Annotated in this window: 21 protein-coding genes and 1 pseudogene; 6 read left to right on the top strand and 16 right to left on the bottom strand. The window is 63.4% G+C overall.

The genetic code is table 11. The features are described from left to right. Positions 1-32: 32 nt before the first annotated feature. The 9 genes from CCD76_RS02985 to CCD76_RS02945 form a co-directional block, all read right to left on the bottom strand. Entirely contained in the window at positions 33-800 is a 768-nt protein-coding gene (locus tag CCD76_RS02985) for a FadR/GntR family transcriptional regulator (protein WP_087718040.1), read from the bottom strand. A gap of 160 nt (positions 801-960) precedes the next feature. After that, positions 961-2,244, bottom strand: coding sequence for a TRAP transporter large permease (locus CCD76_RS02980; RefSeq protein WP_087718039.1), 1,284 nt, complete (start codon positions 2,242-2,244; stop codon positions 961-963). Between the two features lie 5 nt (positions 2,245-2,249). Then, entirely contained in the window at positions 2,250-2,786 is a 537-nt protein-coding gene (locus tag CCD76_RS02975; RefSeq protein ID WP_087718038.1) for a TRAP transporter small permease, read from the bottom strand. Positions 2,787-2,983: 197 nt separating this feature from the next. After that, positions 2,984-3,979, bottom strand: a complete 996-nt coding sequence (locus CCD76_RS02970; protein WP_087718037.1) for a C4-dicarboxylate TRAP transporter substrate-binding protein — start codon at positions 3,977-3,979, stop codon at positions 2,984-2,986. 47 nt (positions 3,980-4,026) lie between these two features. Continuing rightward, entirely contained in the window at positions 4,027-5,169 is a 1,143-nt protein-coding gene (locus tag CCD76_RS02965; RefSeq protein WP_087718036.1) for a mannitol dehydrogenase, read from the bottom strand. Next, positions 5,166-6,818, bottom strand: coding sequence for a UxaA family hydrolase (locus tag CCD76_RS02960; RefSeq protein WP_087718035.1), 1,653 nt, complete (start codon positions 6,816-6,818; stop codon positions 5,166-5,168). The genes CCD76_RS02965 and CCD76_RS02960 overlap by 4 nt, the downstream gene beginning before the upstream one ends. Continuing rightward, complete coding sequence (locus CCD76_RS02955) at positions 6,815-7,870, bottom strand: zinc-binding alcohol dehydrogenase family protein (protein WP_087718034.1); 1,056 nt, start codon at positions 7,868-7,870, stop codon at positions 6,815-6,817. Before CCD76_RS02955 ends, CCD76_RS02960 begins: the two co-directional genes overlap by 4 nt. A 117-nt stretch (positions 7,871-7,987) precedes the next feature. Further along, positions 7,988-8,830, bottom strand: a complete 843-nt coding sequence (locus CCD76_RS02950) for a fumarylacetoacetate hydrolase family protein (RefSeq protein WP_087718033.1) — start codon at positions 8,828-8,830, stop codon at positions 7,988-7,990. A gap of 182 nt (positions 8,831-9,012) precedes the next feature. After that, positions 9,013-9,753, bottom strand: a complete 741-nt coding sequence (locus CCD76_RS02945) for an SDR family oxidoreductase (protein WP_087718032.1) — start codon at positions 9,751-9,753, stop codon at positions 9,013-9,015. 365 nt (positions 9,754-10,118) lie between these two features. Between CCD76_RS02945 and CCD76_RS02940 the strand changes: the two genes are divergently transcribed. Beyond that, on the top strand, positions 10,119-10,874 hold the full coding sequence (locus CCD76_RS02940; protein WP_087718031.1) for a FadR/GntR family transcriptional regulator: 756 nt from the start codon (positions 10,119-10,121) through the stop codon (positions 10,872-10,874). Between the two features lie 193 nt (positions 10,875-11,067). On the opposite strand, the gene eat is transcribed toward CCD76_RS02940, so the two are convergent. After that, the gene (eat, locus tag CCD76_RS02935) at positions 11,068-12,447 is read right to left on the bottom strand and encodes an ethanolamine permease (RefSeq protein ID WP_087718030.1); all 1,380 of its coding nucleotides are present in this window, start codon (positions 12,445-12,447) and stop codon (positions 11,068-11,070) included. Between the two features lie 44 nt (positions 12,448-12,491). Continuing rightward, the gene (locus CCD76_RS02930) at positions 12,492-13,814 is read right to left on the bottom strand and encodes an aspartate aminotransferase family protein (RefSeq protein ID WP_087718029.1); all 1,323 of its coding nucleotides are present in this window, start codon (positions 13,812-13,814) and stop codon (positions 12,492-12,494) included. Between the two features lie 290 nt (positions 13,815-14,104). Between CCD76_RS02930 and CCD76_RS02925 the strand changes: the two genes are divergently transcribed. Both CCD76_RS02925 and qhpR read left to right on the top strand, forming a co-directional pair. Next, a complete protein-coding gene (locus CCD76_RS02925; protein WP_087718028.1) occupies positions 14,105-15,160 on the top strand; it encodes a phosphotransferase enzyme family protein in 1,056 nt (351 codons plus the stop codon). Positions 15,161-15,334: 174 nt separating this feature from the next. Further along, positions 15,335-16,405, top strand: coding sequence for an AraC-like transcriptional regulator QhpR (qhpR, locus tag CCD76_RS02920; RefSeq protein WP_087718027.1), 1,071 nt, complete (start codon positions 15,335-15,337; stop codon positions 16,403-16,405). Between the two features lie 12 nt (positions 16,406-16,417). Here the strand turns inward: qhpR and CCD76_RS02915 are convergent, their stop codons facing one another. Further along, on the bottom strand, positions 16,418-16,810 hold the full coding sequence (locus CCD76_RS02915; RefSeq protein WP_087718026.1) for a gamma-glutamylcyclotransferase family protein: 393 nt from the start codon (positions 16,808-16,810) through the stop codon (positions 16,418-16,420). 41 nt (positions 16,811-16,851) lie between these two features. Further along, on the bottom strand, positions 16,852-18,012 hold the full coding sequence (gene argE / locus CCD76_RS02910; RefSeq protein ID WP_087718025.1) for an acetylornithine deacetylase: 1,161 nt from the start codon (positions 18,010-18,012) through the stop codon (positions 16,852-16,854). Between the two features lie 291 nt (positions 18,013-18,303). On the opposite strand from argE, the gene wrbA reads away from it, so the two are divergent. Both wrbA and CCD76_RS02900 read left to right on the top strand, forming a co-directional pair. Further along, positions 18,304-18,909 carry an NAD(P)H:quinone oxidoreductase gene (gene wrbA, locus CCD76_RS02905; RefSeq protein WP_087718024.1) on the top strand — a complete coding sequence of 202 codons (606 nt, stop codon included), beginning with the start codon at positions 18,304-18,306 and terminating at the stop codon, positions 18,907-18,909. Between the two features lie 60 nt (positions 18,910-18,969). After that, the gene (locus CCD76_RS02900) at positions 18,970-20,700 is read left to right on the top strand and encodes an SWIM zinc finger family protein (RefSeq protein WP_087718023.1); all 1,731 of its coding nucleotides are present in this window, start codon (positions 18,970-18,972) and stop codon (positions 20,698-20,700) included. Positions 20,701-20,909: 209 nt separating this feature from the next. On the opposite strand, the gene CCD76_RS20320 is transcribed toward CCD76_RS02900, so the two are convergent. The 3 genes and pseudogenes from CCD76_RS20320 to CCD76_RS02890 all read right to left on the bottom strand — a co-directional run bounded on the left by CCD76_RS20320 (position 20,910) and on the right by CCD76_RS02890 (position 23,085). Continuing rightward, positions 20,910-21,665, bottom strand: coding sequence for an MFS transporter (locus tag CCD76_RS20320; protein WP_256961062.1), 756 nt, complete (start codon positions 21,663-21,665; stop codon positions 20,910-20,912). A gap of 28 nt (positions 21,666-21,693) precedes the next feature. Beyond that, positions 21,694-22,302, bottom strand: a pseudogene (locus tag CCD76_RS20315) (MFS transporter); the annotation flags it as partial. Between the two features lie 48 nt (positions 22,303-22,350). Further along, positions 22,351-23,085, bottom strand: coding sequence for an SDR family NAD(P)-dependent oxidoreductase (locus CCD76_RS02890; protein ID WP_087718022.1), 735 nt, complete (start codon positions 23,083-23,085; stop codon positions 22,351-22,353). A 191-nt stretch (positions 23,086-23,276) separates the two neighbouring features. Between CCD76_RS02890 and CCD76_RS02885 the strand changes: the two genes are divergently transcribed. Beyond that, on the top strand, positions 23,277-24,467 hold the full coding sequence (locus CCD76_RS02885; protein ID WP_087718021.1) for an ROK family transcriptional regulator: 1,191 nt from the start codon (positions 23,277-23,279) through the stop codon (positions 24,465-24,467).

The raw sequence follows: 24,467 nt of genomic DNA, 5'->3' as shown, positions 1-24,467 counted from the left end.
GGTATCGCGCTGCCGGCACGCGAGGACGGCGCTCAGCGCTCGACGGCTGCCGGCACTTCGCCCAGCAAGGTCTCCGGCATCTCCATCCCCAGCGCGTCGGCCGTTCCCTGCAAAACCGCCACCGAGGCGAAGAAGGCCTCGCGGGGCCGCCGGGTTCGAATGCACTCCATCAAGTGGCGGTGGCGCTCCAGGCTCTGCTCAGGATCGCTGGCGCTGACGTTGGAGGTCTCCACCAGTAGATGAATCGAGGGCTTCAGGATGTGCGATAGCTGCTTCCAGACGATGTTGTGGGTCGCCTTGAAGATGGCTACGTGGAAGGCGACGTCGTGGTCGCTGTGAAGCCTCCCGCGGTTGGCCGATTCGGGGTTGTGGAAGTCACGGCCCATGCCTTCGAAGGCTTCTTCGATCGCCACGAGATCCCTCGCCGTGGCGCGCTTGGCCGCCGTCATCGCCACATAGGGCTCGACGTCGAGCCGGAAGGTCAGGATCTCGCGCTGAATACCCGGGTTGGGTGTGGCGAAACGCACCATCCACTCGGTGACCTGCGGGTCGAGAATGTTCCACTCGGCATAATCCCGAACGCGGGAGCCGTAACCGGAGATACGCTCGATGATGCCGGCGTCGACCAACTGGCGCAGATCGCTGCGCACCGCCGAGCGGTTGAGCGCGAACTGCTCGCAGAGGTCGATCTCCTTGGGCACGAATTCGCCGGGCTGGTAATGGCCGGCGAAGATCTCCCTGACCAGCGCTTCAGCGACGCTGGGCCGGCGTGGGGAACGCGTTGTCGAGGTGTCCTTCACGTCAGTCGAATCCCGGCCTTCGAAGTGGGTTGAGCCGTATGGTCAACATTGGCTGTTTCGACTTCATCTTACCTGTCCGGCCGCCGAACGCGCGACCGGGAAAGGCCGACATACGGCCATGGTCGTACTCGGAGGCTTGCGTTCAGGGCACGCTCCCGGGTCAGAACACCCAGTTGGGTAACGCCAGCGAGATCGCCGGTACGAAGGTCACCACCAGCAGCAGGGCGACCAGCAGCAGCCAGTAGGGCGCGATGGCGCGAATGAAGGCGCCGATCGAGACGCCGGTGATGCTGCAGGTCGTGAACATCACCGTGCCCAGGGGTGGCGTAATGGTGCCGATCGAGGCGTTGAGGATGAACACGATACCGAAGTGCACCGGGTCGATACCGAACTGGGCCGCCACGGGAGCCAGCAACGGCGAGAGCACGATCAGAATCGCGTTGCCCTCCAGAAACATGCCGAGAACCAGCAGCAGGACGTTGGCGATCAGTAGAAACGCCACCGCGCTGCCGACGCCCGAGGAGAGCATCAGCGCGATCTGCTGGGGAATCTGCTCCCAGGTCAGCACGCGAGCGAAGCCCGAGGCGACCGCGATGATGAACAGCACGTTGACCGACGCCATCAGCGACTCCCGCGTCGCCAGCGCAACGCTGCCCAGCCCCATCTGCCGATACACGAACAGCCCGACGATCAGCGCATAGAGTACGGCCATCGCGCCTGCTTCGGTGGGCGTGAAGATGCCGACGCGGATGCCGCCGATGACGACCACCGGCAGCAGCAGCGCGATGATCCCGGCGCGGGTCACGCTGATCCATTCGTGACGAGTGACACGTTCGCGGCGCGGCTTCTGATAGCCGAGGCGGCGACACTGGATCGACACCAGTACCATCATCGCGACCGCCATCAGCACGCCCGGCACGACACCGGCCAGAAACAGCCGCCCGATCGAGACGTTGTTGACGTAGCCGTAGACGATCAGCGCGATCCCCGGCGGGATGGTCGACGTGATCAGCGACGACGAGGCCGTGATCGCGCTCGAGAACGCCTTGGGGTAGCCGGCAGCCGTCATGCTCGGCACCAGCAGTTTGGCGTTCATGGCGGCATCGGCGATGTTGGAGCCGGAAAGACCGCCCATGAAGGTACTCAACAGTACGTTGGCCTGCGCCAGACCGCCGTGCATTCGACGGGTCATCAGTTCGGCCAGCGTCAGCAGCCGTTCGGTGATGCCGGAGTGGTTCATGAACACCCCGGCCATGATGAAGAACGGAATGGCCAGCAGTGAAATGGACTCCAGCCCGCCGGCGAGGCGCTGGATCAGCATTACCATGGGCTGATCCGCACCGACGAGGAAGTAGGTCAGACTCGACGCAAACAGCGCGAAGGCCACCGGCGTGCCCAGGCAGAACAGGATGAAGAGCGCGGCGAGCGCGATTCCAACGGCCATCGATATCACTCCTTGGCGGTAACGACGTCACGGGTGGCTTGCGGCGGAGCCAGTTCCCGTTCGTCGGCAATCAATCGGTCATTGGTGATCAGGCGCACCAGACTGTGATAGAGCATCAGCGCTGCGCTGATGGGGATTGATACGTGAATCCAGTAGTAGGGGATCTGCAGCATCGGCGTGCTGCGGAAACGCGAGAAGGGCAGCAGTTCCAGCCCCCAGAAAAGCATCGCCACCGCGCAAAGCATGACAATGCCGATGTTGAAAATGCGCGTGTTCCAGTGCGCAACGGCTGCCGGCAACCTGTCGTTGAGCAGGCCGATCAGCACGTGCTCGTTGCGCCGTACCAGTGCGCTGGCGCCGAGGAATGTCGCCCACACCATCAACAGCTGCAGGATCTCCTCGCTCCAGGCCAGCGGCGACGAGAACAGGTAGCGCATGAAGACGTTGGCGATGGCGACCACGAACAGCCCGAACAGCGCCAGGCTGGCGATCACCTCATCGAGTCGCATCAGGCGGTCGAGCGCCTTGAAAAACGTTTGCATGAATATTCAACTCCTAACGACGTGAGCAACAGCTCACTTCGCAGCGTTAAACAAAGGAGGGTCGATAGTCCCGCGCAACGCCTCGATTCGCTGGGGACGCCGAGTCCGCGCAAGATTCGAGATTGCGACCGCCATTCCTGACGGTCGCCTTTCGGACCATCGCTGTGCGATGTCCAGAATCGCTCCCGGCGATTTTGTCAGCCGTTGATGATATCGCTGACCTGCTGATACAGCCCGTCGCTCCACTGCGGGAATGCCGCCGGGACTTCCTGCTGGGCACGCTCGCGGAACGGGGCGGTATCCACCTCGTGCACCTGGACGCCGGCATCCTTCAACTGCTGAAGCGATTTGTCGGTCTCCTTCTCGACCAGGCTGCGCAGGTTCTTGGCCATCTCCTGACCGGTCTCGGTGAGGATCTTCTGGTCTTCCGGGCTCAGCTGTTGCCAGAACGCTTCACCGGTGACGAACGGCGCGACCGTATGCATGTGGGCGGTGAGATTGAGATTCTTCACTACCTCGTAGAACTTGCCGCCATACAGCACCGGCAGCGGGTTCTCGACGCCGTCGACCAAACCCTGGGCCAGCGCCGGATAGACATCGCCCAGCGACATCGGCGTGGGCACCGCGCCCATTGCCTTGATTGCGGCGACGTACATCGGCGAGTTCTGCACCCGCACCTTGACCCCGGCCAGATCCTCCGGCGTCGAGACCGCTTCTCGCGAAAGCAGGTGGCGCACCCCGTAGACGGAATTGGGAATCACGATGTGATAGCCGGATTCCTCGACCTTCTTTTCCTGCTCGGCGAACCAGTCGGACTCGAAGACCTTGAGCTTGCTGTCGAAATCGTCGGAGAGATACGGCGCGTCCAGTACCGCCAGATCCGGCACCGAACTCATGAAGTTGGAGTAGGCGGTAATGGTGATCAGCGGCGAGCCGAAGCGCGCCTGCTCCATCACTTCGGTCTCGCCGCCGAGCTGGCTGGCGGGGAAGGCTTTCAGCGTCAGCTCGCCGTCGCTGGCTTTCTCGACGCTTTTCGCCCACTCCTTGACCGCGACATCGACCGGCTCGCCGGGCTGATTGCCGTAGGCGACGCGGATTTCGGTCGCAGCCTGGGCCATGCCCGTGAGCGCGAGCGTGCTCAGACCGGCCAGGGTGAGTGAAGCGGTGAAGCGGAAGAATCGTTGGGTGATCATTGGCGTGCTCCGGATGTTGTCGTCTTGGATGCTTCGTGTTGTCGCCATCAGCTCAACGCCTCGTCGAGCCTGGGCGTGGCGCGCCCTTGGAGGCGTGCTTTATCCACCACCGGCTGCAGGCGTCGCTGCAGTTTGGCGGCGTGATGCTGGGCGATATCGTCGAGGCGGTGATCGAGGAAGGGGTTGGCGAACCGTTCCATCGTTACCGCCAGATACGGCTCCAGCTGGTTCATGGGCAGTTCGGCGGCGAGCGTCGGCAGCACCTCCTCTTCGAGGGTGGCACGCAGCGGATCGACCAGCGCGGCGCACTCCATCGCCTCGCGCACGAACTCGACCGGGCGACCGGCTTGCTGCCATCGGTCGACCAGATAGGTATGGGCCAGGTTGAGAATGTGCAGCTTGCACATCGCCTGCGGGGTCAGGTCGTCGACGATCTCGACATCCGGATGCACGCAGGGGATCGCCATGCCCGGCTGGCGGGCAATGGCCCAGAGCGCATAGGGTTCGGCGATGGCACCGAGCGGTTCGAGCGGCGCCGAGACGATGCGGTCGACCAGCGTGTCGGCCCATACGCAGCGGTTGTCCAGCCAGTCGAGAAACGCCGCGTTATCGGCTGTCGCCTCGCCGTCGCGGCGGGCCATTGTCGTCACCAGCGACTTCAACTGCCGGGCGTTCTGCTCGATCAGCTCGCAGGGCAGGATCGTCAGGCCATCGTTACCGGCTTCGAAGCGGGCCCGCAACAGGTGGGTCAGCTTGCCGGGAAAGCTCGCCGGCACTGTCGCGAGACTCGAGTCGTCTCCAATGTCGTAGCCGTTGTCGGCGGTGTTGGAGACGATGATGCGGGCGTGCTCGACCACGTGTCGCTTGAGCACGTCCCACTGTTCGGCGGCGATCAGGCAGCCGGCGATGCTGTCGACGGTCTGCTTGCGATCAATCGTTTCGCCGTCGCGCCGACCGCGAATCCGCACGGGATAGCGGCGCTGCTCGGCGAGCAAGCGCGCCTTGCGCTTGCCTTCCTCGCGGGTCGAGCTCTGCACCACCAGAATGCGCTCATCGCTGTCTCCCTTCTCCAGCGATTCGGATACCAGGGCATCGACATGGGCGAGCAGGAAGCGTCCGGTGCCGAACTGGACGATACCGGCGTCGCGGTAATCGGACGCGCTCGTCGAGAGCCGTGTCGAAGCGCTCATAGAGACACCCCGCGCTTCCAGGGAATGAAGTCGTGCTGTGAGAGACGCTGGGCATGCGAGCGATGGCGTCCCGACGCGACCTCGATGCACAGCGCCAGCAGCTCCTCGGCCAGCTCGTCGATGCCGCGTTCGCCGCGCACGATGGGGCCGGCGTCGAAATCGATGATGTCGCGCATGCGGGTCGCCAGTTCGCTGTTGCTGGCGATCTTGAGCACTGGCGTCACCGGGTTGCCGGTGGGCGTGCCGAGACCGGTGGTGAACACGATCAGGTTGGCGCCGGAGCCGGCCAGCGCGGTGGTCGATTCGACGTCGTTGCCCGGCGAGCAGAGCAGGCTGAGACCGGGGCGACGGTGCGGCTCGGTGTAATCGAGCACGTCGACTACCGGCCCGTCGCCGCCTTTCTTGGCCGCACCGGCGGATTTCATCGCATCGGTGATCAAACCGTCGCGAATGTTGCCCGGAGACGGGTTCATGGCGAAATCGGCCCCCACCGCGGCGGCATGGCGCTGGTAGGCCTGCATCAGATCGCGGAAACGTTCGGCGACCGCGGCGTCGGTACAGCGGGCGACCAGTTCGTGCTCGACCCCGCACAGTTCCGGAAACTCGCTGAGAATGCCGCTGCCGCCGAGGGCGACCAGGCGATCAACCACGGCGCCGACCAGCGGGTTGGCGGAGATGCCGGAAAAGCCGTCGGAGCCGCCACACTCGACGCCGAGCGTGAGCTTGGCCAGCGGCGCCGGTTGGCGCGGGATTCGGTCGGCGGCTGCCAGACCGTCGAAGATCGACTGTAGGGCGTTGCGAATCAGCGCTTCTTCGCTGGGTGAGGACTGCTGGTCGAAATAGTCCACCGTGCGCAACCGTTGCGGATCGTGTTTGGCCACCGCCGCCTTGAGCATCTGAATCTGCGCCTTCTGACAGCCGAGACTCAGTACCGTCGCGCCGGCCACGTTGGGATGGCAGATATAGCCGGCCAGCAACTGGCACAGCGCTTCGGCATCGTCGTCGGTGCCGCCGCAGCCCAGGGTATGGGTCAGAAAGCGCACGCCGTCGACGTTGGGGAAACGTCTGGGCGCGGTGGCGTCGAACGAATCGGCGCTCTCCGGCGTGTCGCTCTGGCCGCTCAGCATTTGGCGCGCCATGCGCTTGTAGTCACGATAAGGGTCATCGCCCAGCGCATCGGCGACACACTGGCGCAGCACCTCGATGTTGCGGTTCTCGCAGAACACCAGCGGAATCACCAGCCACACGTTGGCCGTGCCGACGCCACCATCCGGGCGATGGAAACCGTCGAAGGTCATGCCCTGGAAGCGCGTCACGTCCGGCGGCGTCCACGACTTGCTGCCGGGGCGGACCTCGTCGCTTTCCGTGGCGTGGGCGACGTTGTCCACGGTGATCACGCCGCCCTCGGGAATGTCGCGCGTTGCCTTGCCCACGGTCACGCCGTACATGGTGACGATATCGCCCGGCGACAGCGCCGCGAGCGTGAACTTGTGCTTGTGGCGGATGTTGTCGGCGAGCGTGACGGCGTGGTCGTCGATGACGACCTGACGACCGGCGGGCAGGTCGGTCAGCGCCACCGCCACGTTGTCGTGTGGATGAATGCGCAGGGTGATACGAGCCGGGCTGTCGGTGCCGATGGTGTCATTCATGCTTGATGCTCCGCTGTGCTGTCGTGGCCCGCGCTTTCGAGCGTCACCATTGCCTTGATCACGCCACTGCCGGGCGCGCACCACTGCGGCATCAACGTCGGCAGGTCCTCGAGTCGCCCCCGGTGGGTGATCAGCGGCTCGGTGAGAATGTCGCCGCTGGTCATCAGGCGAGTGACGGTCTCAAAGTCTTCCCGCGTGGCATTGCGGCTGCCCAGCAGCGTCAGCTCCTTCTTGTGGAAGTCCGGGTCGCTGAAGGTGATGTCGGCCTTGACCACGCTGACCAGCACGTAGCGCCCGCCGTGCCCGGCGAAATCGAAGCCGCGATTCATCGCCTTCGGGTTGCCGGTGGCATCGAACACGACATCGGCCAGGGCGCCGTCGTTCATCGCTTCGATCTCCGCGATCACGTCGTCTTCGACGGCATGCCAGACGGCGTCCGCGCCGAGTTCATCGCGACACAAGGCCAAGCGATCGCGATTGGTATCGATCATTGCCACCCGCGCGCCGCGACTCCTGGCGACCTGCAGCACGCCGATGCCGATCGGCCCGGCGCCCACCACCACGACCAGTTCGTCTTTCTCGACCTGGCCACGCCGGATGGCATGGGCGCCGATCGCCTGGCACTCGACCAGGGCCAGCTGTTTCGGCGACAGCGACGGCACCGGAATCAAGTGCGAGGCGGGCACGTTCAGATATTCCGCCATGCCGCCATCGCGATGCACACCAACGACTTCGAGACGCTGACAGCAGTTGGTGCGCCCCTGGCGACACGCCCGACACTCGCCGCAGTGCAGATAGGGAATGACGTAGACCGCCTGGCCGACGAGGCCGGAATCGACACCGTCGGCGGCGGAAACCACCTCGCCACTGAGCTCGTGGCCCAGCACGCGGGGATAGACGAAATAGGGCTGGTTGCCGCCGAAGGCGTGGATGTCGGTACCGCAGATGCCGACACGGCGGATCGCTACCAAGGCCTCGCCAGGCGCACAATCGGGCACCGGCCGGTCGATGAGGGTCATCTCGTTCGGCTTCGAGCAGACGACGACTTGCATGTATGCGCTCCCAAGAATGGCGATCTTAAAATTGACCTATAGGACCAATGGTCAGGCCAATAGTGGCCTGCTACCCCCTCCGGCATGCCGGCGGAGGGGGCGTCCAGTTCTAGTCCATCAGCTCTCGACGCAGCGCTGCTGCTGCTCGCCGAGCCCTTCGATCCCTAGTCGCATGGTCTGGCCCGGTTTGAGGAAGACCTTCGGGTTTTGACCCATGCCGACGCCCGGCGGGGTACCGGTGGAGATCACGTCGCCCGGCTGCAGGCTCATGAAGCGGCTGAGATAGGCGACCAGATGCGGCACCTGGAACACCATGGTCTGGGTCGAGCCGTCCTGATAGCGCTTGCCGTCGACTTCGAGCCACATCGAAAGATTCTGCGGATCGGCGATCTCGTCACGGGTGACGAGCCACGGGCCGAGCGGGCCGAAGGTGTCGCATCCCTTGCCCTTGTCCCAGGTGCCGCAGCGTTCGAGCTGGTATTCGCGTTCGGAGACGTCGTTGACCACGCAGAAGCCGGCGACATGGTTCATGGCGTCCGCTTCGTCGATATAGCGCCCGCCCTTGCCGATGATCACGCCGAGCTCGACTTCCCAGTCGGACTTCTCCGAGCCGCGGGGGATCTCCACGTCGTCGTTGGGGCCACAGATGGCGCTGGTCCACTTGTTGAAGATCACCGGCTCGGCGGGCACCTCGGCGCCGGTTTCCGCGGCGTGGTCGGAGTAGTTCAGGCCGATGCAGATGAACTTGCCGACGCGGCCGACGCAGGGGCCGAGACGCGTACCCGCGGCGACTTCCGGCAGGCTGGCGGTATCGATTTGCGCCAGTTGCGCCAGACCCGCATCGGAGAGTACGTCGCCGGCGATGTCATCGATCTTGCCGGACAGATCGCGAACAGTGCCGTTGGCATCGACGATACCGGGCTTTTCCTGACCCTTGGGGCCGTGGCGTAGCAGTTTCATGCGGAGTTCCTTATACGTAAAAAATGGGATGATTCGTAATGAGGGTATCTACAAACGTTGCGAGCGAAGGCCAGGCAAGGCGGAATCCAGCGAAAATGCGCAGTTTACGAGTCTGTAAATGAGCAGTTTTAGCTGGATTCCAACGCCGCATGGGCTAGCGCAGTAGTTTGTAGGTGCCCTCATCAATTCGACCAGCCCCCGTCGATCAACTGCACCGTACCGGTGATGAACGAGGATTCGTCGCTGGCCAGATGCGTCGCCAGTGCCGCGATCTCCTCCACCTTGCCCAGGCGGCCCATGGGCTGGCGGGCAATGAATTCGGCGAAGACCTCGTCGGTGGTGCGGCCCTGCTGGCGCGCCTGCTCGGCGACCCGTTCGCGCAGGGAGGGGGAGTCGACCGTGCCTGGGCAGATCGCGTTGCAGCGGATGCCGCGGGTCATGTAGTCGGCGGCGACGGATTTGGTCAGCCCGACGACGGCAGCCTTGGTGGTGCCGTAGGCAAAGCGGTTGACCACGCCTTTCACGCTGGAGGCCAGCGACGACATGTTGATGATGCTGCCGCCGCCATTGTCGAGCATTGCCGGCAGCGCAGCGCGAATGGTGTAGAACATCGAGTCCACATTGAGCCGCTGGGCGAAGGCCCATTGGGCATCTTCGCATTCGAGGATCGAACCGCTCGGCACCGTGCCGGCGCAATTGAACAGTACGTCCAGCGGCGGCAGCGACTCGATCAGACTCCGCACGGCTTCCGCGTCGGTGACATCGAGCGCATGGCACTGAGCCCCCGCCAGCCCCTCCAGCTTGGCCGCATCGATGTCGGTGGCGATGACCTGGGCACCTTCGGCCAGAAATCGCTCGACGGTGGCTCGGCCGATACCCTGGCCGGCGGCGGTAATCAACGCGGTCTTGTTGGCGAGTCGCATGGCCGATGGCTCCTGAAGGCGGTTTGGATTCCGAGTTTTTTGCTTCCTAGGGCAGGGTTGGTTCTAATGTCTAAAGGCCTGACCTTTGGTCCGAGTATTATCCTTTGTGGAAACGGCCCGCAAATCGCCAAACGTCTAATAGCCTCGGCCAAGCCGGTAAAAGCGTTGGAAATTGCGACCAATGTCTAGGTTTTGTCTGAAAAGTCGTCGAGCGAAGGTCAGGCAAGGCAAAAATCGGCAAAAAGACGGAGTTTACGCGGTGTAAATGAGTACTTTGAGCCGATTTTTAACGCCGTATGGCCGAGCGCAGACAGTTTTCAGACAAAGCCTAATTCGTCTTGCTCATGAAACCGGGAGATCGATGGATGCCGATCCAGACCATTCGTGCACAGCGGCTCTATCGCCAGATTGCCGACCAGTTGCTGGTGCTGATCCGCCAGGGGGAATTTCCCCCCGGTACGCTGTTGCCGCCGGAGCGGGATCTGGCGCAGCAGCTGGGGGTCAGCCGGGCGTCGGTGCGCGAAGCGCTGATCGCGCTGGAGGTGGTGGGCCAGGTCGAGGTTCGTGTCGGCCATGGCGTACTGGTGCTTGAACGCGACGAGGAGGTGGGCAGCTCGGTGATGAGCGCGGCCCGGCGCCAGGAAGAGTGGGGGCTCGACCCGGAGTTCGCCAGCGAGATCGAGCTCGATCTGGATCAGGAAATCCCGCCGTTTTCGTTGCTGCAGGCACGCCGTTACCTGGAACCGGAAACGGCGGCGCTGGCGGCGATCAACGCCAGCGACGACGATCTCGCCGCGATGCGTGCCGCCTACGCGCGCAATGTCGAGGACAATCGCCACGGTGGAAGAAACCAGGCCGGCGACCGGCTTTTGCACATTCGTATTGCCGAGGCCTCGGGCAACGCCGCCTATGCCATGACCATCAAGCACCTGCTTGGCCACCAGTACGGCAAGATGTTCCGACGTCTTCAGGAGCTGTTCATGGAAACCGACATGCCGCGCCAGTCCCAGGACGATCACGAGCGCATCCTGACGGCAATCGAAAGCCATGATCCCGATGCGGCCCGGAGAGCGATGGAAGTGCACATGGATCACGTGCTGCGGGTGTTCTTCGACGCCTGATACGCGATCGGGACCCGACGAGCGGGCCTAACCTGCCACATCACCTAGGTCGGTGACGCCCCTTGAGTCGGTCGGGCGCCCAGAATACGGCGGATGGCAAAGATTGTATGGCAAACATCGTATGGCAAGGAAAAGGGCGCCTCGCGGCGCCCCATTGAAGTCTTTCTCTGTTTTTCCCTTGACGACGCATCGCTCACGGCGTGGCGGCCAGCGAGTCCTCCGCTGCCTGGCGCTGCGCCTTGGTCAGCGAGAAGTAGATGCCGCCCAAGACCATCAGGCCGACGAACAGCAGGGCGATCATCGGATTGAACCAGAGCATGGCGATGAGGCAGACCAGCGCCAGGACCAGCGCGATCAGCGGCACTACCGGATAACCGGGAGCGCGATACCAGCGTTCGAGCTGCGGTTCGCTGCGGCGCAGGCGGAACAGGCTCAGCATGCTCATCAGATACATCACGATGGCACCGAACACCGCCATGGTGATCATCGCCGCGGTCAGACTCATGCCCTGGAGGTCGATGTGTCCGTCGCTGAGAATGGCGACGATACCGATCGCACCGCCGGCGAGGATCGCGCGATGCGGTGTCTGGAAGCGCGACAGCTTGGCCAGCCCGCTTGGCAGGTAGCCGGCGCGTGCCAGGGCGAAGAACTGACGCGAGTAGCCGAGGATGATGCCGTGGAAGCTCGCGATCAGCCCGAACAGGCCGATCCACACCAGCATGTGCATCCAGCGGGAGTTGTCGCCGACCACCATCCTCATCGCCTGAGGCAGCGGGTCGTTGATGTCCGAGAGCGTGCGCCAGTCGCCAACGCCACCGGCCATCAGCATCACCCCGAAGGCGAGGATGACCAGCGTGATGATGCCGCTGACATACGCCTTGGGAATCGTGCGCCTGGGATCGCGGGTCTCCTCGGCGGCCATGGCGGCGCCTTCGATGGCAAGAAAGAACCAGATCGCGAAGGGAATGGCGGCGAAGATGCCGGCGACGGCCTGGCCACTGAAGACGTTCTCGCCGGCCCAGCCGTTGGCGACGAAGTTGGCCATGCTGAAGCCTGGTGCGACGACGCCCATGAACACCAGCAGCTCGATCACGGCGAGCGAGGTCACCAACAGTTCGAACATCGCGGCCAGCTTCACGCCGAGGATATTGAGCGTCATGAAGACGACGTAGGCGCCGATCGCGGCCACCTGCGGATTCAGGCTCGGATACTGGACGTTGAGATAGGCGCCGATGGCGAGCGCGATGGCCGGCGGCGCGAAGACGAACTCGATCAGCGTCGCCATGCCGGCGATCATGCCCCCGAACTCGCCGAAGGCGCGGCGGCTGAAGGCGAAAGGACCGCCGGCGTGAGGGATCGCCGTGGTGAGTTCCGTATAGCTGAAGATAAAGCAGCTATACATGGTGGCGATCATTATCGTGGTCACCAGAAAGCCCAGTGTACCGGCGACGCCCCAGCCGTAGCTCCAGCCGAAGTACTCACCCGAAATCACCAGGCCCACGGCGATTCCCCAGAGTTGAATCGGGCCAAGGGTCGGTTTCAGCGCATTTGTTGTTGTCGTCGATGAGGTCATCGTTTTCTCCATCGTGATGGATGTCTACCCAATAGGCCGCGGCGTCAAACCTGCGGCTGCACTTTTTCCAGAACTTTCGCTAGGCCCTCGACCAGAATCCCGCTGTGCTCTTCGGTGAACACCAAGGGGGGGCGAATCTTGAGCACGTTTGCGTGCGGCCCGATGGCGCCGATCAGAATACCTTCGTCGCGCAGCCCGTTGACGATAGCCAGCGCCATCGCGGCATCGGGATTGCCCTCGGCATCGACGATGTCGACGCTCGCGTAGAGACCCACGCCACGCACGTTGCTGAGCAGCGGGTATCGCGATGCCAGCACCGAGATCCCCTCGACGATCGCCTTGCCGGCCTTGGCGATGGAGGGCAGCAGGTTCTCGTTCTCGATCACTTCAAGGACGGCCAGACCCACGGCGGCGGAGACGGTGTTGCCGCCGAAGGTGTTGAAGTAGCTCGATTCGCTGCCGAAGCGCTCGAGGATGTGCGGTTTGACCACGGTCGCGGCCATCGGGTGACCGTTGCCCATCGGCTTGCCCAGGGTGACGAGATCCGGCACCAGCCCGTGGCGCTGGAAGCCCCACATGTGCTCGCCGCTACGCCCGTAGCCGGGCTGCACTTCGTCGGCGATATACAGGCCACCCGCCTCGCGGATCGCCTCGACCGCTTCCTGCAGGAAGCCGGGCGGATCGAAGAAGCCGCCGTCGCTGGTGAAGAAGGTGTCGATGAGCAGGGCGGCGGGCTTGATGCCGTGACGCTGCATGTCGGCGATCGCGGCGCGCACGTCGGCGGCGAAACGCTTGCCCACCGCTTCCGGATTGGCGGGGTCGTGAATCGGCGCGGGGATGGCGCGGGCATCGCGGTCGAGCTTGACGTAAGGGCCCATCGAGGCGGAGAGCGCGGCGATCGACTTGGTCATGCCGTGGTAGCTGTAGTCGGTCACGATCATGCCGGTACCGCCGGTGTAGTCCTCGGCGATGCGCAGGGCCAGGTCGTTGGCTTCGCTGCCGGTGCAGGTGAACATCACCTGGCTCAGCGCTTCCGGCATGGTGCCGATCAGCTTCTCGGCGAAATCCAGCACGTTGTCATGCAGGTAACGGGTGTGGGTGTTGAGCTCGCCGGCCTGACGTGTGAGCGCCGCGAGCACGTGGGGGTGACAGTGGCCCACCGAGGGCACGTTGTTGTAGACGTCGAGATAGCGATTGCCATCGACATCGAAGACCCAGACTCCCTCGCCGCGGACCAGATGCAGCGGATCCTTGTAGAAAAGCTGATAGGCCGGACCGAGCAGGCGCCGACGGCGCTCGATCATGTCGAGCTTGTGTGGCGAGACGGTATCGCCGGCGCTGGCGTCGAAGGCATTGGTCTTGAGCATCGTTCTCTCTCCGAAATTCTGAGCCAATGAAATATCGAGCTGTGTGGCGGCTCGATGAGTCTGGAAGCGACTCGATGTTCCGGATGATGCCCCGGCGGGTGCGATGAAGACTTGACCGCAGATCACCGTCGGCTGTGTCTTGCGGTCAACCCCGGTGCGGCAAACGCCGGACTGTCCTCTGCGGTCAACGGTTCGCGGCCCAGGGTCAAGCCGAATGCGCCCCGAGACTCTCATCCTGTGCTCATCGATAACGCCTGATTCACAGGCCCATGGCAGACAGGAGATTTCTCATGGCTGATAGTGCATCGCTCGCGGCCGCGCCCCAGGCTGACGCTCTCGACGACGCCACGCTGCAGCGTCTGGCCGAGGCAGCCGGTGCACGCTACCCGGAGAGCGTGCGCGGCGAGGTGCGGCTGCTGTGCCGCTCCGAAAACGCCACCTACGTGATGGAGCGGGCGTCGGGCGAGCGGTATGCGCTGCGCCTGCACCGCGGCGGCTATCATCGGCGAGAGGACATTCTGGGAGAGCTGGCCTGGCTCGACGCCCTGCGCGAGGCCGGCTTTCAGGTGCCCGAGCCGATTGCTGCCAGCGATGGCGAGTGGGTGCTGACGCTACCGCTGGACGAGGCCGATCGTCACGCCATCGACGATGAGGACGGCCATCGCCATGCGGTGCTGTTCGGCTGGATATCGGGCGACATGCCGACCAACGCGGTCGACCCGCAGGCCTTTCGCCAGCTCGGCGAGATCACTGCGCGCCTGCACCTTCACAGCCGCGAATGGCAGCGCCCCGAAGGCTTCCAGCGGATCGTCTGGAACCACCACACCATGGTCAGCGAGAACGGGCACTGGGGGAGCTGGCGTGATGCGCCAGGACTCGCCCGTGCCGACTGGCCGGTGATCGAGGCGGCGATCGCGCGCATCGCTCACGAGATGGAGGCCTACGGGCAGTCGCCCGCGCGCTACGGGCTGATCCACGCCGATCTGCGCCTCACCAATCTGCTGCTCGATGGCGACGAGACCAAGGTGATCGACTTCGACGACTGCGGGCTGGGCTGGTACCTGCACGATCTGGCCGCGGCGCTGAGCTTCGAGGAGCACCACCCGAACGCCGCGGCCTGGGTCGATGAGTGGCTCGCCGGTTATCAGCGGGTCGCGCCGCTGGATCAGGCCGATCTGGCCATCGTGCCGGCGATGATCGCCCAGCGGCGCATTCAGCTATTGGCGTGGGCCGGCTCCCATGCCCAGACGCAGCAGGCCGCCGACCTCGGTCCGGACTGGGCCGATCACTCGGTCCGACTGGTACAGCGATATCTGGATGGCAAGCTGCCGGTGGGCGCCGAATGACCCGAAATGGTGCGCGGGTGGCGACGCTTGTATTGAAAATGTGCACAACGGCGCGGCCGATGGCCGTCTGAGAACTGCCGAGCGCCGCTCAAGACCGGGCAACGCGGTCACGGCCTCGGCAGTGGTACGAAACTTGCTGCTCAATAACAAAATCGCATCGGCAGGTTAACGCTCATGGACTTATCGCTTCTCTCGGGCTCGACCGGCACGGCTCTCGGGACAGAAATCGGCGCCGCCGCAACGGGAAACCGGGGCGTGCTCTCGGCGGCGGCGAACGGTCTGTGCGGTTTCATCCAGCGGCACGGCGGCGACGCCGATCGCATTCTCGGCAGTAGCGGTGTCGACCCGGAGCTGCTGGTGCAGCCCACGCTGAGTCTCGATCTCGGCAGTTACTGCCAAGTGATGGAAAACGCCGCGCGCGAGTCTCGGTGCGACAACTTCGGGCTCTATTACGGGCAGCAGTTCAAGCCGCAGGCCTTGGGGCTGATCGGCTATATCGGGCTCTGCTCGTCGACTCTCGAGGCGGCGCTGCACAACTGGGTTGCCGCTTTTCCCTATCACCAGCACGATACGCTGATCCGACTGGTGGATGCCGACGATTGCTGGCGGCTCGACTATCAGGTACGCCACGGGCGAATTCTATGTCGGCGCCAGGATGCCGAGCTGACCATGGGTATGGCGCTTAATCTGATCCGGCACGCGGCCGGGTCGAACTGGGCGCCGCGGGCAGTCATGTTCGAGCACCCGCGCCCGGAACAGTGGCATGACCACTGCAAATCCTTCGACGCTCAGGTCTACTTCGACCAACCGGTCAATTCGATGCTGATCCCGAAGCGCGACTTGAATCGGCCGATGCCGGATAGTGATCCACTGCTGCTGGGCGTGCTCGTCGATGCCATTCGCCATCTCGACGGCCAGCGCGCGCCGCAGGGGCTCCTCGACCGCGTGCGGGACCAAGTCCGCCAGATGCTCTCGATGGGAGAACCGACGCTAGAGAACGCAGCCCATCGTCTCGATCTCTCGAACTGGTCGTTGCAGCGTCGCCTTAGTCGTGAGGGCGTCAGCTTCAGCCAACTTCTGGATGGAGTTCGTCGGGAGATGGCAACCCATTATCTACGACAACCCCACTTGAGTATCTCGGAGATAGCGTTGCTGCTGGGCTTTTCGGAAGTGAGTGCCTTTTCACGCGCGTTTCGACGCTGGCATGATGTCAGCCCGCGGCAATGGCGGAACCATATGCAGTAACGAGACGACTCCTCACGCCACGGCCGGCCAGCCTCCCTGGCGAATCACCGGGCAGCCGGTCACGTCCCGGTTGTAGAGATAGAGCCAGGCGGGGCCGAAGGCGGTGTCATGCACGGCGCGATCGTAAGTGCCGGACTTCGGCCGTCTTACCCGGTAATCCTCCAGGCAATCCAGCCTTTTCAGACCAGCCGCATCGACGCGGAAGACTTCGATCTCCACGCCTCGCGACGGCTCGGCCCTGGCGCCCGGATAGGGGCCGATATCATAGAGCGTGACGCTGGTGAGGATATCGGTGCCAACGAACTCGGCGCCGTCGAGCCAGTGATGGTTGCGCAATCTGCGCTTCAAGGTGCCATAGACCGCGACCAGGGCAGTGCGGCGAACGGCGAGAACAGGGGTATGCATGATTCGTCCCGGTAGCTAAAGGAATAGAGTAGCGACGGTGCTCAACGCGCCATTCGCTTGCCCAGTCGTTGCATGAAGCGGTCGCCGGCTTCGAGCTGGCTGATGTCGATGTACTCGTCCGGCTGGTGGGCCTGTTCGATGCTGCCCGGGCCGCAGACGATGGTCGGCAGGCCGGCGCGCTGGAACTGGCCGCCTTCGGTGGCGTAGGCAACGCCGCCGGTGTCGACGTTCGGGTCGTCGAGCAGCTCGCGGCAGAGCTCGATGGTGGGGGCGTTGTCGCGATCGGCCAGCGCCGGCACCGTGTCGACGAGCTGCTCGGTGACGATACGAACATCCGGCACCCGCTGCTGGAGCTCGGCTTCCAGTGCCCTGGCGTAGCGGTCGAAGCGGGCGAAGACCGCCTCGAATCCGTCGCTGGGCAGGTGACGAATCTCCCAGTCGAACTGGCAGTGGCGGGCCATGATGTTGATCGCGGTGCCGCCCTCGATCAGGCCCACGTGCAGGCTAGAGTGCTGCACGTTGAAGACCTTTTCCAGCGCGCCCTCGTCGACCAGCTCCTGCATGATCGCCTCGATCCGCGTCACCAGTTTGGCTGCGACGTGAATCGCCGATACGCCCTGGTTGATCTGGCTCGAGTGCGACTCCCGGCCGGTCACCGTGGTGCGCATCGTGGTGATTCCTTTCTGCGCGACCACCGGCTGCATCGAGGTGGGCTCGCCGATGATGACCGCGCCGGGCAGTGGCTCGTCCGCCATCAGGCGTTCGATCATCGCCGGCGCGCCGAGACAGCCGATCTCCTCGTCATAGGAGAAAGCCAGATAGATCGGTCGCTTCAGGTCCAGCGCCTGCCACTCGGGCACCCGGGCCAGGGCGCAGGCGAGGAAGCCTTTCATGTCGCAGCTCCCGCGGCCATAGAGTCGGCCATCCTGCCTGTCGGTCAGCGTGAACGGATCGCTGCGCCACGGCTGGCCGTCGACCGGCACCACGTCGGTATGACCGGAAAGCACCACACCGCCTTCGACCGCGGGGCCAACGCGGGCGAGCAGGTTGGCCTTGCTGCCATCGGCGTTGGTGATGCGCTGGGCCGGCACCCGATGAGAGGCGAGATAGTGCTCGACGAAATCGATCAGCGCGAGATTCGAATGGCGGGAGACGGTATCGAAGCCGACCAGGTTGGCCAGGAGATCGCGGGAAGTCGTCATGGCTTGCTCCGATCCACCAGCGTGGACCACGGTTGGGTGAGTGAGCGCACAGAATAGCGGCTAGCCCGCTACCGCAACAAATGCCGGCCCGAGGCAGACGGATGGCACGATGATCGCGCGTTCGCAGAGCGTTCGATCTTTTCGGCCTTTCGCCACCAAAAAACGCAGTATTGTTGCCATGGCATCGGCTGGGCGCGCGGGCTAGCCTTGGAAATGTTTCGTCTCGAAACCCTGTCTTCTCAAGGGAAGCCCTGCCTTTCAAGGGAAACCCTGTCTTTCAAGGAAAATGCCATGAGCAAAGTGCTGGTGTTGTATTACTCAAGCTACGGCCATATCGAAACCCTCGCCAAGGCCGTGGCGGAAGGCGCCCGGGGCGTCGATGGTACGCAGGTCGATCTTCGCCGAGTGCCCGAACTGGTGCCGGAGGAGGTAGCGGTCAAGTCCGGCTACAAGACCGATCAGGAGGCGCCGCTGATCGAAGGGCCCGAGGCGCTGGCCGACTACGATGCGATCATCGTCGGCACGCCGACCCGTTTCGGCAACATGGCCTCCCAGATGCGCAATTTCTGGGACATGACCGGTGGCCCTTGGGCGCAGGGCAAGTTGATCGGCAAGATCGGCAGCGCGTTTGCCTCCACCGCGACGCAACACGGCGGGCAGGAAACCACGTTGACCTCGATTCACACCACGCTGCTTCACCACGGCATGGTCATCGTCGGCGTGCCCTACAGCTGCCCCGAGCTCTCCAACATGAACGAGATCACCGGTGGCACGCCCTACGGCGCGACGACGCTGGCCAACGCTGATGGCAGCCGTACCCCGAGCGAGAACGAACTGGCGATCGCCCGCTTCCAGGGCAAGCATGTGGCCGAGATCGCGTTCAGGCTGGCAGGTTGAGCGCGCAGCTTGCGCCATCACCTTACACAGCAATATCAATAACAGTAAGGCAGGATCGCGATGGCACAACACGATGAAACGGCGCTTCTGGCCGATCGGCAACTGGTCGTGCTTGCCGGGGAGGCGGCGTTTGGCCGGGGTCTAGATTATTACCGCCAGGGCATGGTGCTCGGTTGGATCAAGCAAGGGGCCACCATCACTGCCGATGTGGAGGGCAGCGAGCGCTATACCGTGACACTGAAGCTGAGCAAGCGTGGCCTGGACGGTGGATGCGATTGCCCGGCCTCGGAGGGCATCGACTTCTGCAAGCATTGCGTGGCGGTTGCCTTGACATATCGGGCGGAGCAGGCCGAGCAAACGCGCCTGACGGAAGGCGATGTCTCGGATCGCCTGCATGCTTATCTACAGCAGATGGACAAGGTCTCGCTGGTCGAAGCGCTTGAGTCACTCATCGAGAGTGACCCGGTGCTGTACCAAAAGTGGTCGATGCGCGCCGATGCGGTACTCGGTGTTCTGGATCACAAGACGCTGAAAAAACGCATCACGGCGGCATTTCCCGTCAACCGCGATCTGTTTCGTTTTGGGCAGGTGCATGCCTACTTCGCCAAGGCGGAGCCGGTTGTCGATCAGCTTGTCGAGCAAGCGCCGCAGTTGCCGGCTGATAAAGCCTTGATGCTGGTGAATCATGCGCTGTCGCGCCTGGACCGGGCGCTGGAAACCATTGATGATTCGGGCGGCTTTCGACTCCACTGCGAGGCGGATTTGCAGACATTGCATGTCGAGACCGTGCAGCGGCTCGATTGGTCGGCCGAAAAATTGGCGGCGCACCTTTATGAGCTGGCGTTCGGCGAACGCAGTGAGAGGTTTCCGCCGATCCCCGACGCTTATGCCGAGGTGCTGGGCCAGGCCGGGCTAGAAGCCTATCACGCTTGCTTGCAGCGGGCCTGGGATGACTTGCCGAACCTGCCGAGGAATGCCAGTTGGTCGGAGCGGTACCGCTACCTGCGGCTGCGCGACCCCATGCTCAAGCGCGCCGAAGCTGCAGGTGATTTATCCACCATCCTGGCGCTTTATCAGAAAACCGCTAACGACGAGAAGGACTGCCTAGACGCCGCGAGAGCGTGTATCGATCATGGCGGCTGGGATCAGGTCGAGCAGTGGCTTTCTCGCGCGGCCGAAGTGGAGTCGAAGGACCGGCCCCGCTGGGAAAACGAACGCCAACGGCTGGAAATTCGCCTACGTCTGCATCAGGAAGACGTCGAGGCAGCGGCGCAACTGCAGTGGGAGATATATCGACTTACGCAGCGGGTTGAGGATTATTGCTACCTGGTGGAGCTGGCGGAAGCGCATGGCTTGCCCGTCGACTATCGCCAGCTTGCTATCGACTGGCTGACCGAGCGGCTCGGTGAGACTGCCGGGCCTCGCCTTGCTTGGGCGCCGGCGCCGGAAAATAGCTTGCTGGAAATCTATCTGTACGAGGGTCGCCTGACTGAGGCTCAGGCCCTCTGTGCTCAGCGGCGAGTGGCGTCGGGTTTATTACACGCCCTGGCGCAAGCGCTGAAAATCCCCGATGAGAGCTTGCCGCTATATTTGCGTCTGGTGCGTAGTGAAGTGAGCAAGACCAATAACCAAGGCTATCAGCAGGGGATTGCCTTATTGAAAGAATTACGCGACACGCTGGAAACACCGGCTCAGCATGAAATCTTCGCGGAAGTCCTGATGCAACTACGCATCGATTTCAAGCAAAAACGTAATTTTATCAAGTGGCTGAATGAGGCGTTTTCGGCTTGAGGAGGTGCGACAAGATATCAGCGGGGTGACGGCAAAGCGATAGCTTTTCCTACCCTCATTCAGCCCAAAATGACGGCAAAGGCGTCCTTCCGTTAGGGTGAAAGGGGGACGCTGCTCAGCGGCAACGACGAGGCCCGCGCCATCTGACGCGGGCCTTGTTCGTTGCGTACCACGTTATTGTGGCGTTCAGTTCCCCATTTGGCGAACGCTTACTCGTAAACCATCTCTTCGAGTTCCTTGCCGTTGGTTTCGCGCACGAAGCGAGCAACGAAGATGACCGACAGCAAGGCGCAGATCGCGTAGAAACCGTAAGCCCCGGTGAGGCCGATCGATGCCAGCATGATCGGGAAGGTCATGGTAATGGCGAAGTTGGCGACCCACTGGAACAAGCCGGCGACGGCCAGGCCCGAGCCGCGTACCTGGTTGGGGAACATCTCGCCCAGCATGACCCACATCACCGGCCCCCAGGAGACGTTGAAGCAGAAGACGTAGACGTTGGCCGCGAGCAGGGCGAGAACGCCGTTACCGGAGGAGAGCGCCAGGCTGCCATTGACGATGTCGGCGGTGGAGAACGCATAGACCAGAATCGCCAGGGTGATCGTCATCCCGACGGAACCGCCCCACAGCAGCGGTTTGCGACCGATGCGGTCGATCAGGCCGATCGTGACCAGACAGGCCGCGATGCTGACGGCGCCGCTGATGACGTTGATCATCAATGCGTCGCTCTCGGAGAAACCGACTGCCTGCCACAGCACGGCGCCGTAGTAGAACACCACGTTGATCCCGACCAACTGCTGGAACACGGCCAGACCGATGCCGATCCAGACCAGTTTCAGCAATTTGCCGGTAGCGGGGTTGATCAGATCCGACAGGCGAGGCTTGTGACGGTTCGACAGTGACGTGCGGATGTCTTCCAGGCGCTTGCGAGTAGACCAGGCGCAGAACCCGTTCCGCCTTGTCGTCATGACCGGCACTGACCAGGAAGCGTGGGCTTTCCGGGATGAACAGCAGTGCGATCAGAAATATCCCGGCGGGGATCAGCTCCATCCAGAACATGCAGCGCCAGGCTTCGAAGCCGAACCACAATGGCGCCGTGGAGCCGCCCGCGACATTGGCGAGGATGTAGTTGTTGAGAAACGAGAAGAACAGGCCGCCGATGATCGCCACCTGCTGGATCGTCGCCAGTCGGCCGCGCAGATGAGAGGGAGCGATCTCGCTGATATAGGCCGGTGACATGACGCTGGCTGCACCCACCGCCAGGCCGCCCAGGATCCGATAGATCACGAATTCGAGCGATCCGTCGGCAATGCCGGAGCCCCAGGCGCTGACGATGAAGAAGACGGCGGCAACCAGCAGCAGCGTGCGGCGACCGAACTTGTCCGCCAGGCGCCCGGCGAAGAAGGCGCCGACGGCGCAGCCAAGCAACATCGAGGCGACGTTGAAGCCGGTGCCGACGCTCTCCGACTGGAAAGCCTGCTGGAGGCCGTCGACGGTGCCGTTGATGACCCCGCTATCGAAGCCGAACAGAAAGCCGCCGATGGCGGCCACGCAGCAGATGAGCAGAACCACGATGGGGTGTTGTGAAGCACTTGATATTGGCATTGTTGAACTCCGGTGGCGTGTCGATGAAGGTCCTGGGGCGGCTCGCGATCAGAGCCAGCCGGCGTCGACCCAGTAGTTATGAGCGGTACAGGCTGCTGCCGCGTCCGAGGCGAGGAACAGCACCGTGGCAGCGACGTGGTGGGGGTGGATGCGTACCTTGAGCTTCTGCTCGGCGACGATCTGTGCCTCGTCTTCGGGGGTATACCAGCGCGATTGACGCGCGGTCTTGACGTTGCCGGGGATCACGCAGTTGACACGGATCCCGTCGCTGCCCAGTTCGCTGGCCAGCGCGCGCGTCAGGCCTTCGATGCCGGCCTTGGCGGTCTCGTAAAGCACCATGCCGGGCTGGCCGAGGTGCCAGCTGATCGAGCCCAGATTGACGATCACGCCCTGGCCACGACGGCGCATCGCCGGGGCGACTTCACGGGCGGCCAGCACCAGATGGCGCAAATTGACCGCCATGCGGTCGTCCCAGTATTCGGGGGTGACGTCCTCGAGGCGGTGGCGGTCGTCGTTGGCGGCATTGTTGACCAGTATGTCGACCTCGCCGATGGCATTGAGCGTGCCGATCAGGGCCTCGGCGTCGGTAAGATCGCAGTGGTGGAAATGCACGTTGTCCCCCAGCGCTTCGGCCAGGGCCCTGGCCTCTTCGAGAATGTCGAGGAAATGGACTTCGGCGCCCTGCTCGGCAAAGGCGCGTACCAAACCCTCTCCGATCCCGGAGCCGCCGCCAGTGATGACGACGCGCTTGGTCTCGAGACAGGGGTAGATGGCTGTTGGCATGATGGTTCCTGCTGATTAGTAAAAACTGTTAACTAAGTTGTGGAAGGAGCATGCGCGTTTGCGAGAACGGCTGCCATTGACCATTAGTGTTAAGACTTAGGTCCCGCCATGGCAGACGCTTTTCGGCCGAACTCGTCGGGCTTTGGTATAGTCGTCTCAATCAGCCATTACTCGATGTTGCCGCCTCGCCCATGCCGAATTCCTTCACGCCGCAAGTCGCTGGCGATCTCAACTATCTGAAGAGTCTCAACCGCAGCACCATTCTCAGCACCGTGAGGCGCAGTCCTGGATTGTCGCGGGCGGATATCGCCCTCCAGACCGGTCTGACCAAGGCCACCGTCGGTAGCGTGGTACAGGCGTTGTCCGAGGGTGGCTGGCTGCGTGAGGGTGAGCTGCATTCACGTGGTGGCGGGCGCCCGGGGCGAGCGCTTTATCTCGATGGTGATCGTCACTACATGCTGGGCGCCGAGGTCGGGGTCAAGGGCCTGCGGCTGGTTGCCTGCAATCTGGTGGGAGAGATCCTGGCGAGCCTTCACCAGGAAGTTTCTCCCACCACGCCCGAGGCCACGGCAACGCGCCTTGCAGAGCTGCTGGTGCAGCTCCGTCAGGATCCCGCCCTGGGAGGGCGTTCCTGCCTCGGGCTCGGCGTCTCCGTGCCCGGCCCCGTTTCTCCCCGCGCCCCCATTCTCAGGCTGGCGCCCAATCTGGGCTGGACCGACATCGACTTTCTGGCGTTACTGCGGGAACAGCCGGATCTGCCGGGTGGCGTATGGCTGCTGGACAACGAGGCCAATGCCGCTGCGTTCGGCGAGTTCTACTTCTTCGACGGTGTGCCGCCCGAGTCGATCGCGTACATCAGCGCCGACATCGGTATCGGCTGCGGCGTGGTCAGCGGTGAACATTTCCCCGTGGTACCGAGGGGATATCAGGGACTGGTTGGCGAGATCGGACATACCGTGATCCAGCCTGGCGGCGCGTTTTGCCATTGCGGCAACCGCGGCTGTGCGGAAACGCTGGTAAGCGGGTGGGCGCTGCGCGAAGCGCTGAACGTCGAGCCGGAGGCCAGTCTCAGCGCGGCGGTACAGGCCCGGGCCGACGAGGAAGCCGTTCAAGCCCTGATCCAGCGTGCGGGAGAAGCGCTAGGGCTCTTGATGCTCAATCTGCACCACACGCTCAACCCCTCGATGCTGATTCTGGGGGGCTCTTTGATGCGGTTGGAAGCGCGTCTGATAGAGCCGGCCCTGGCCTACTTCCACGACCATCAGAACGATTTGCTCAGGAAGTCCCAATCCGTTCCGATCAAGATCATCGAAGACAGCACGTTCACCGCTGCCAGAGGCGCCGCCGCCCAGGTCATGGCCCGGGCGGCGATCGAGGTGTGA

Source organism: Salinicola salarius (assembly GCF_002179555.1).
Lineage (GTDB): Bacteria > Pseudomonadota > Gammaproteobacteria > Pseudomonadales > Halomonadaceae > Salinicola > Salinicola salarius_A.
Note: the sequence above shows the minus strand (reverse complement) of the source record. Positions and strands in the feature narration are given on the sequence as shown.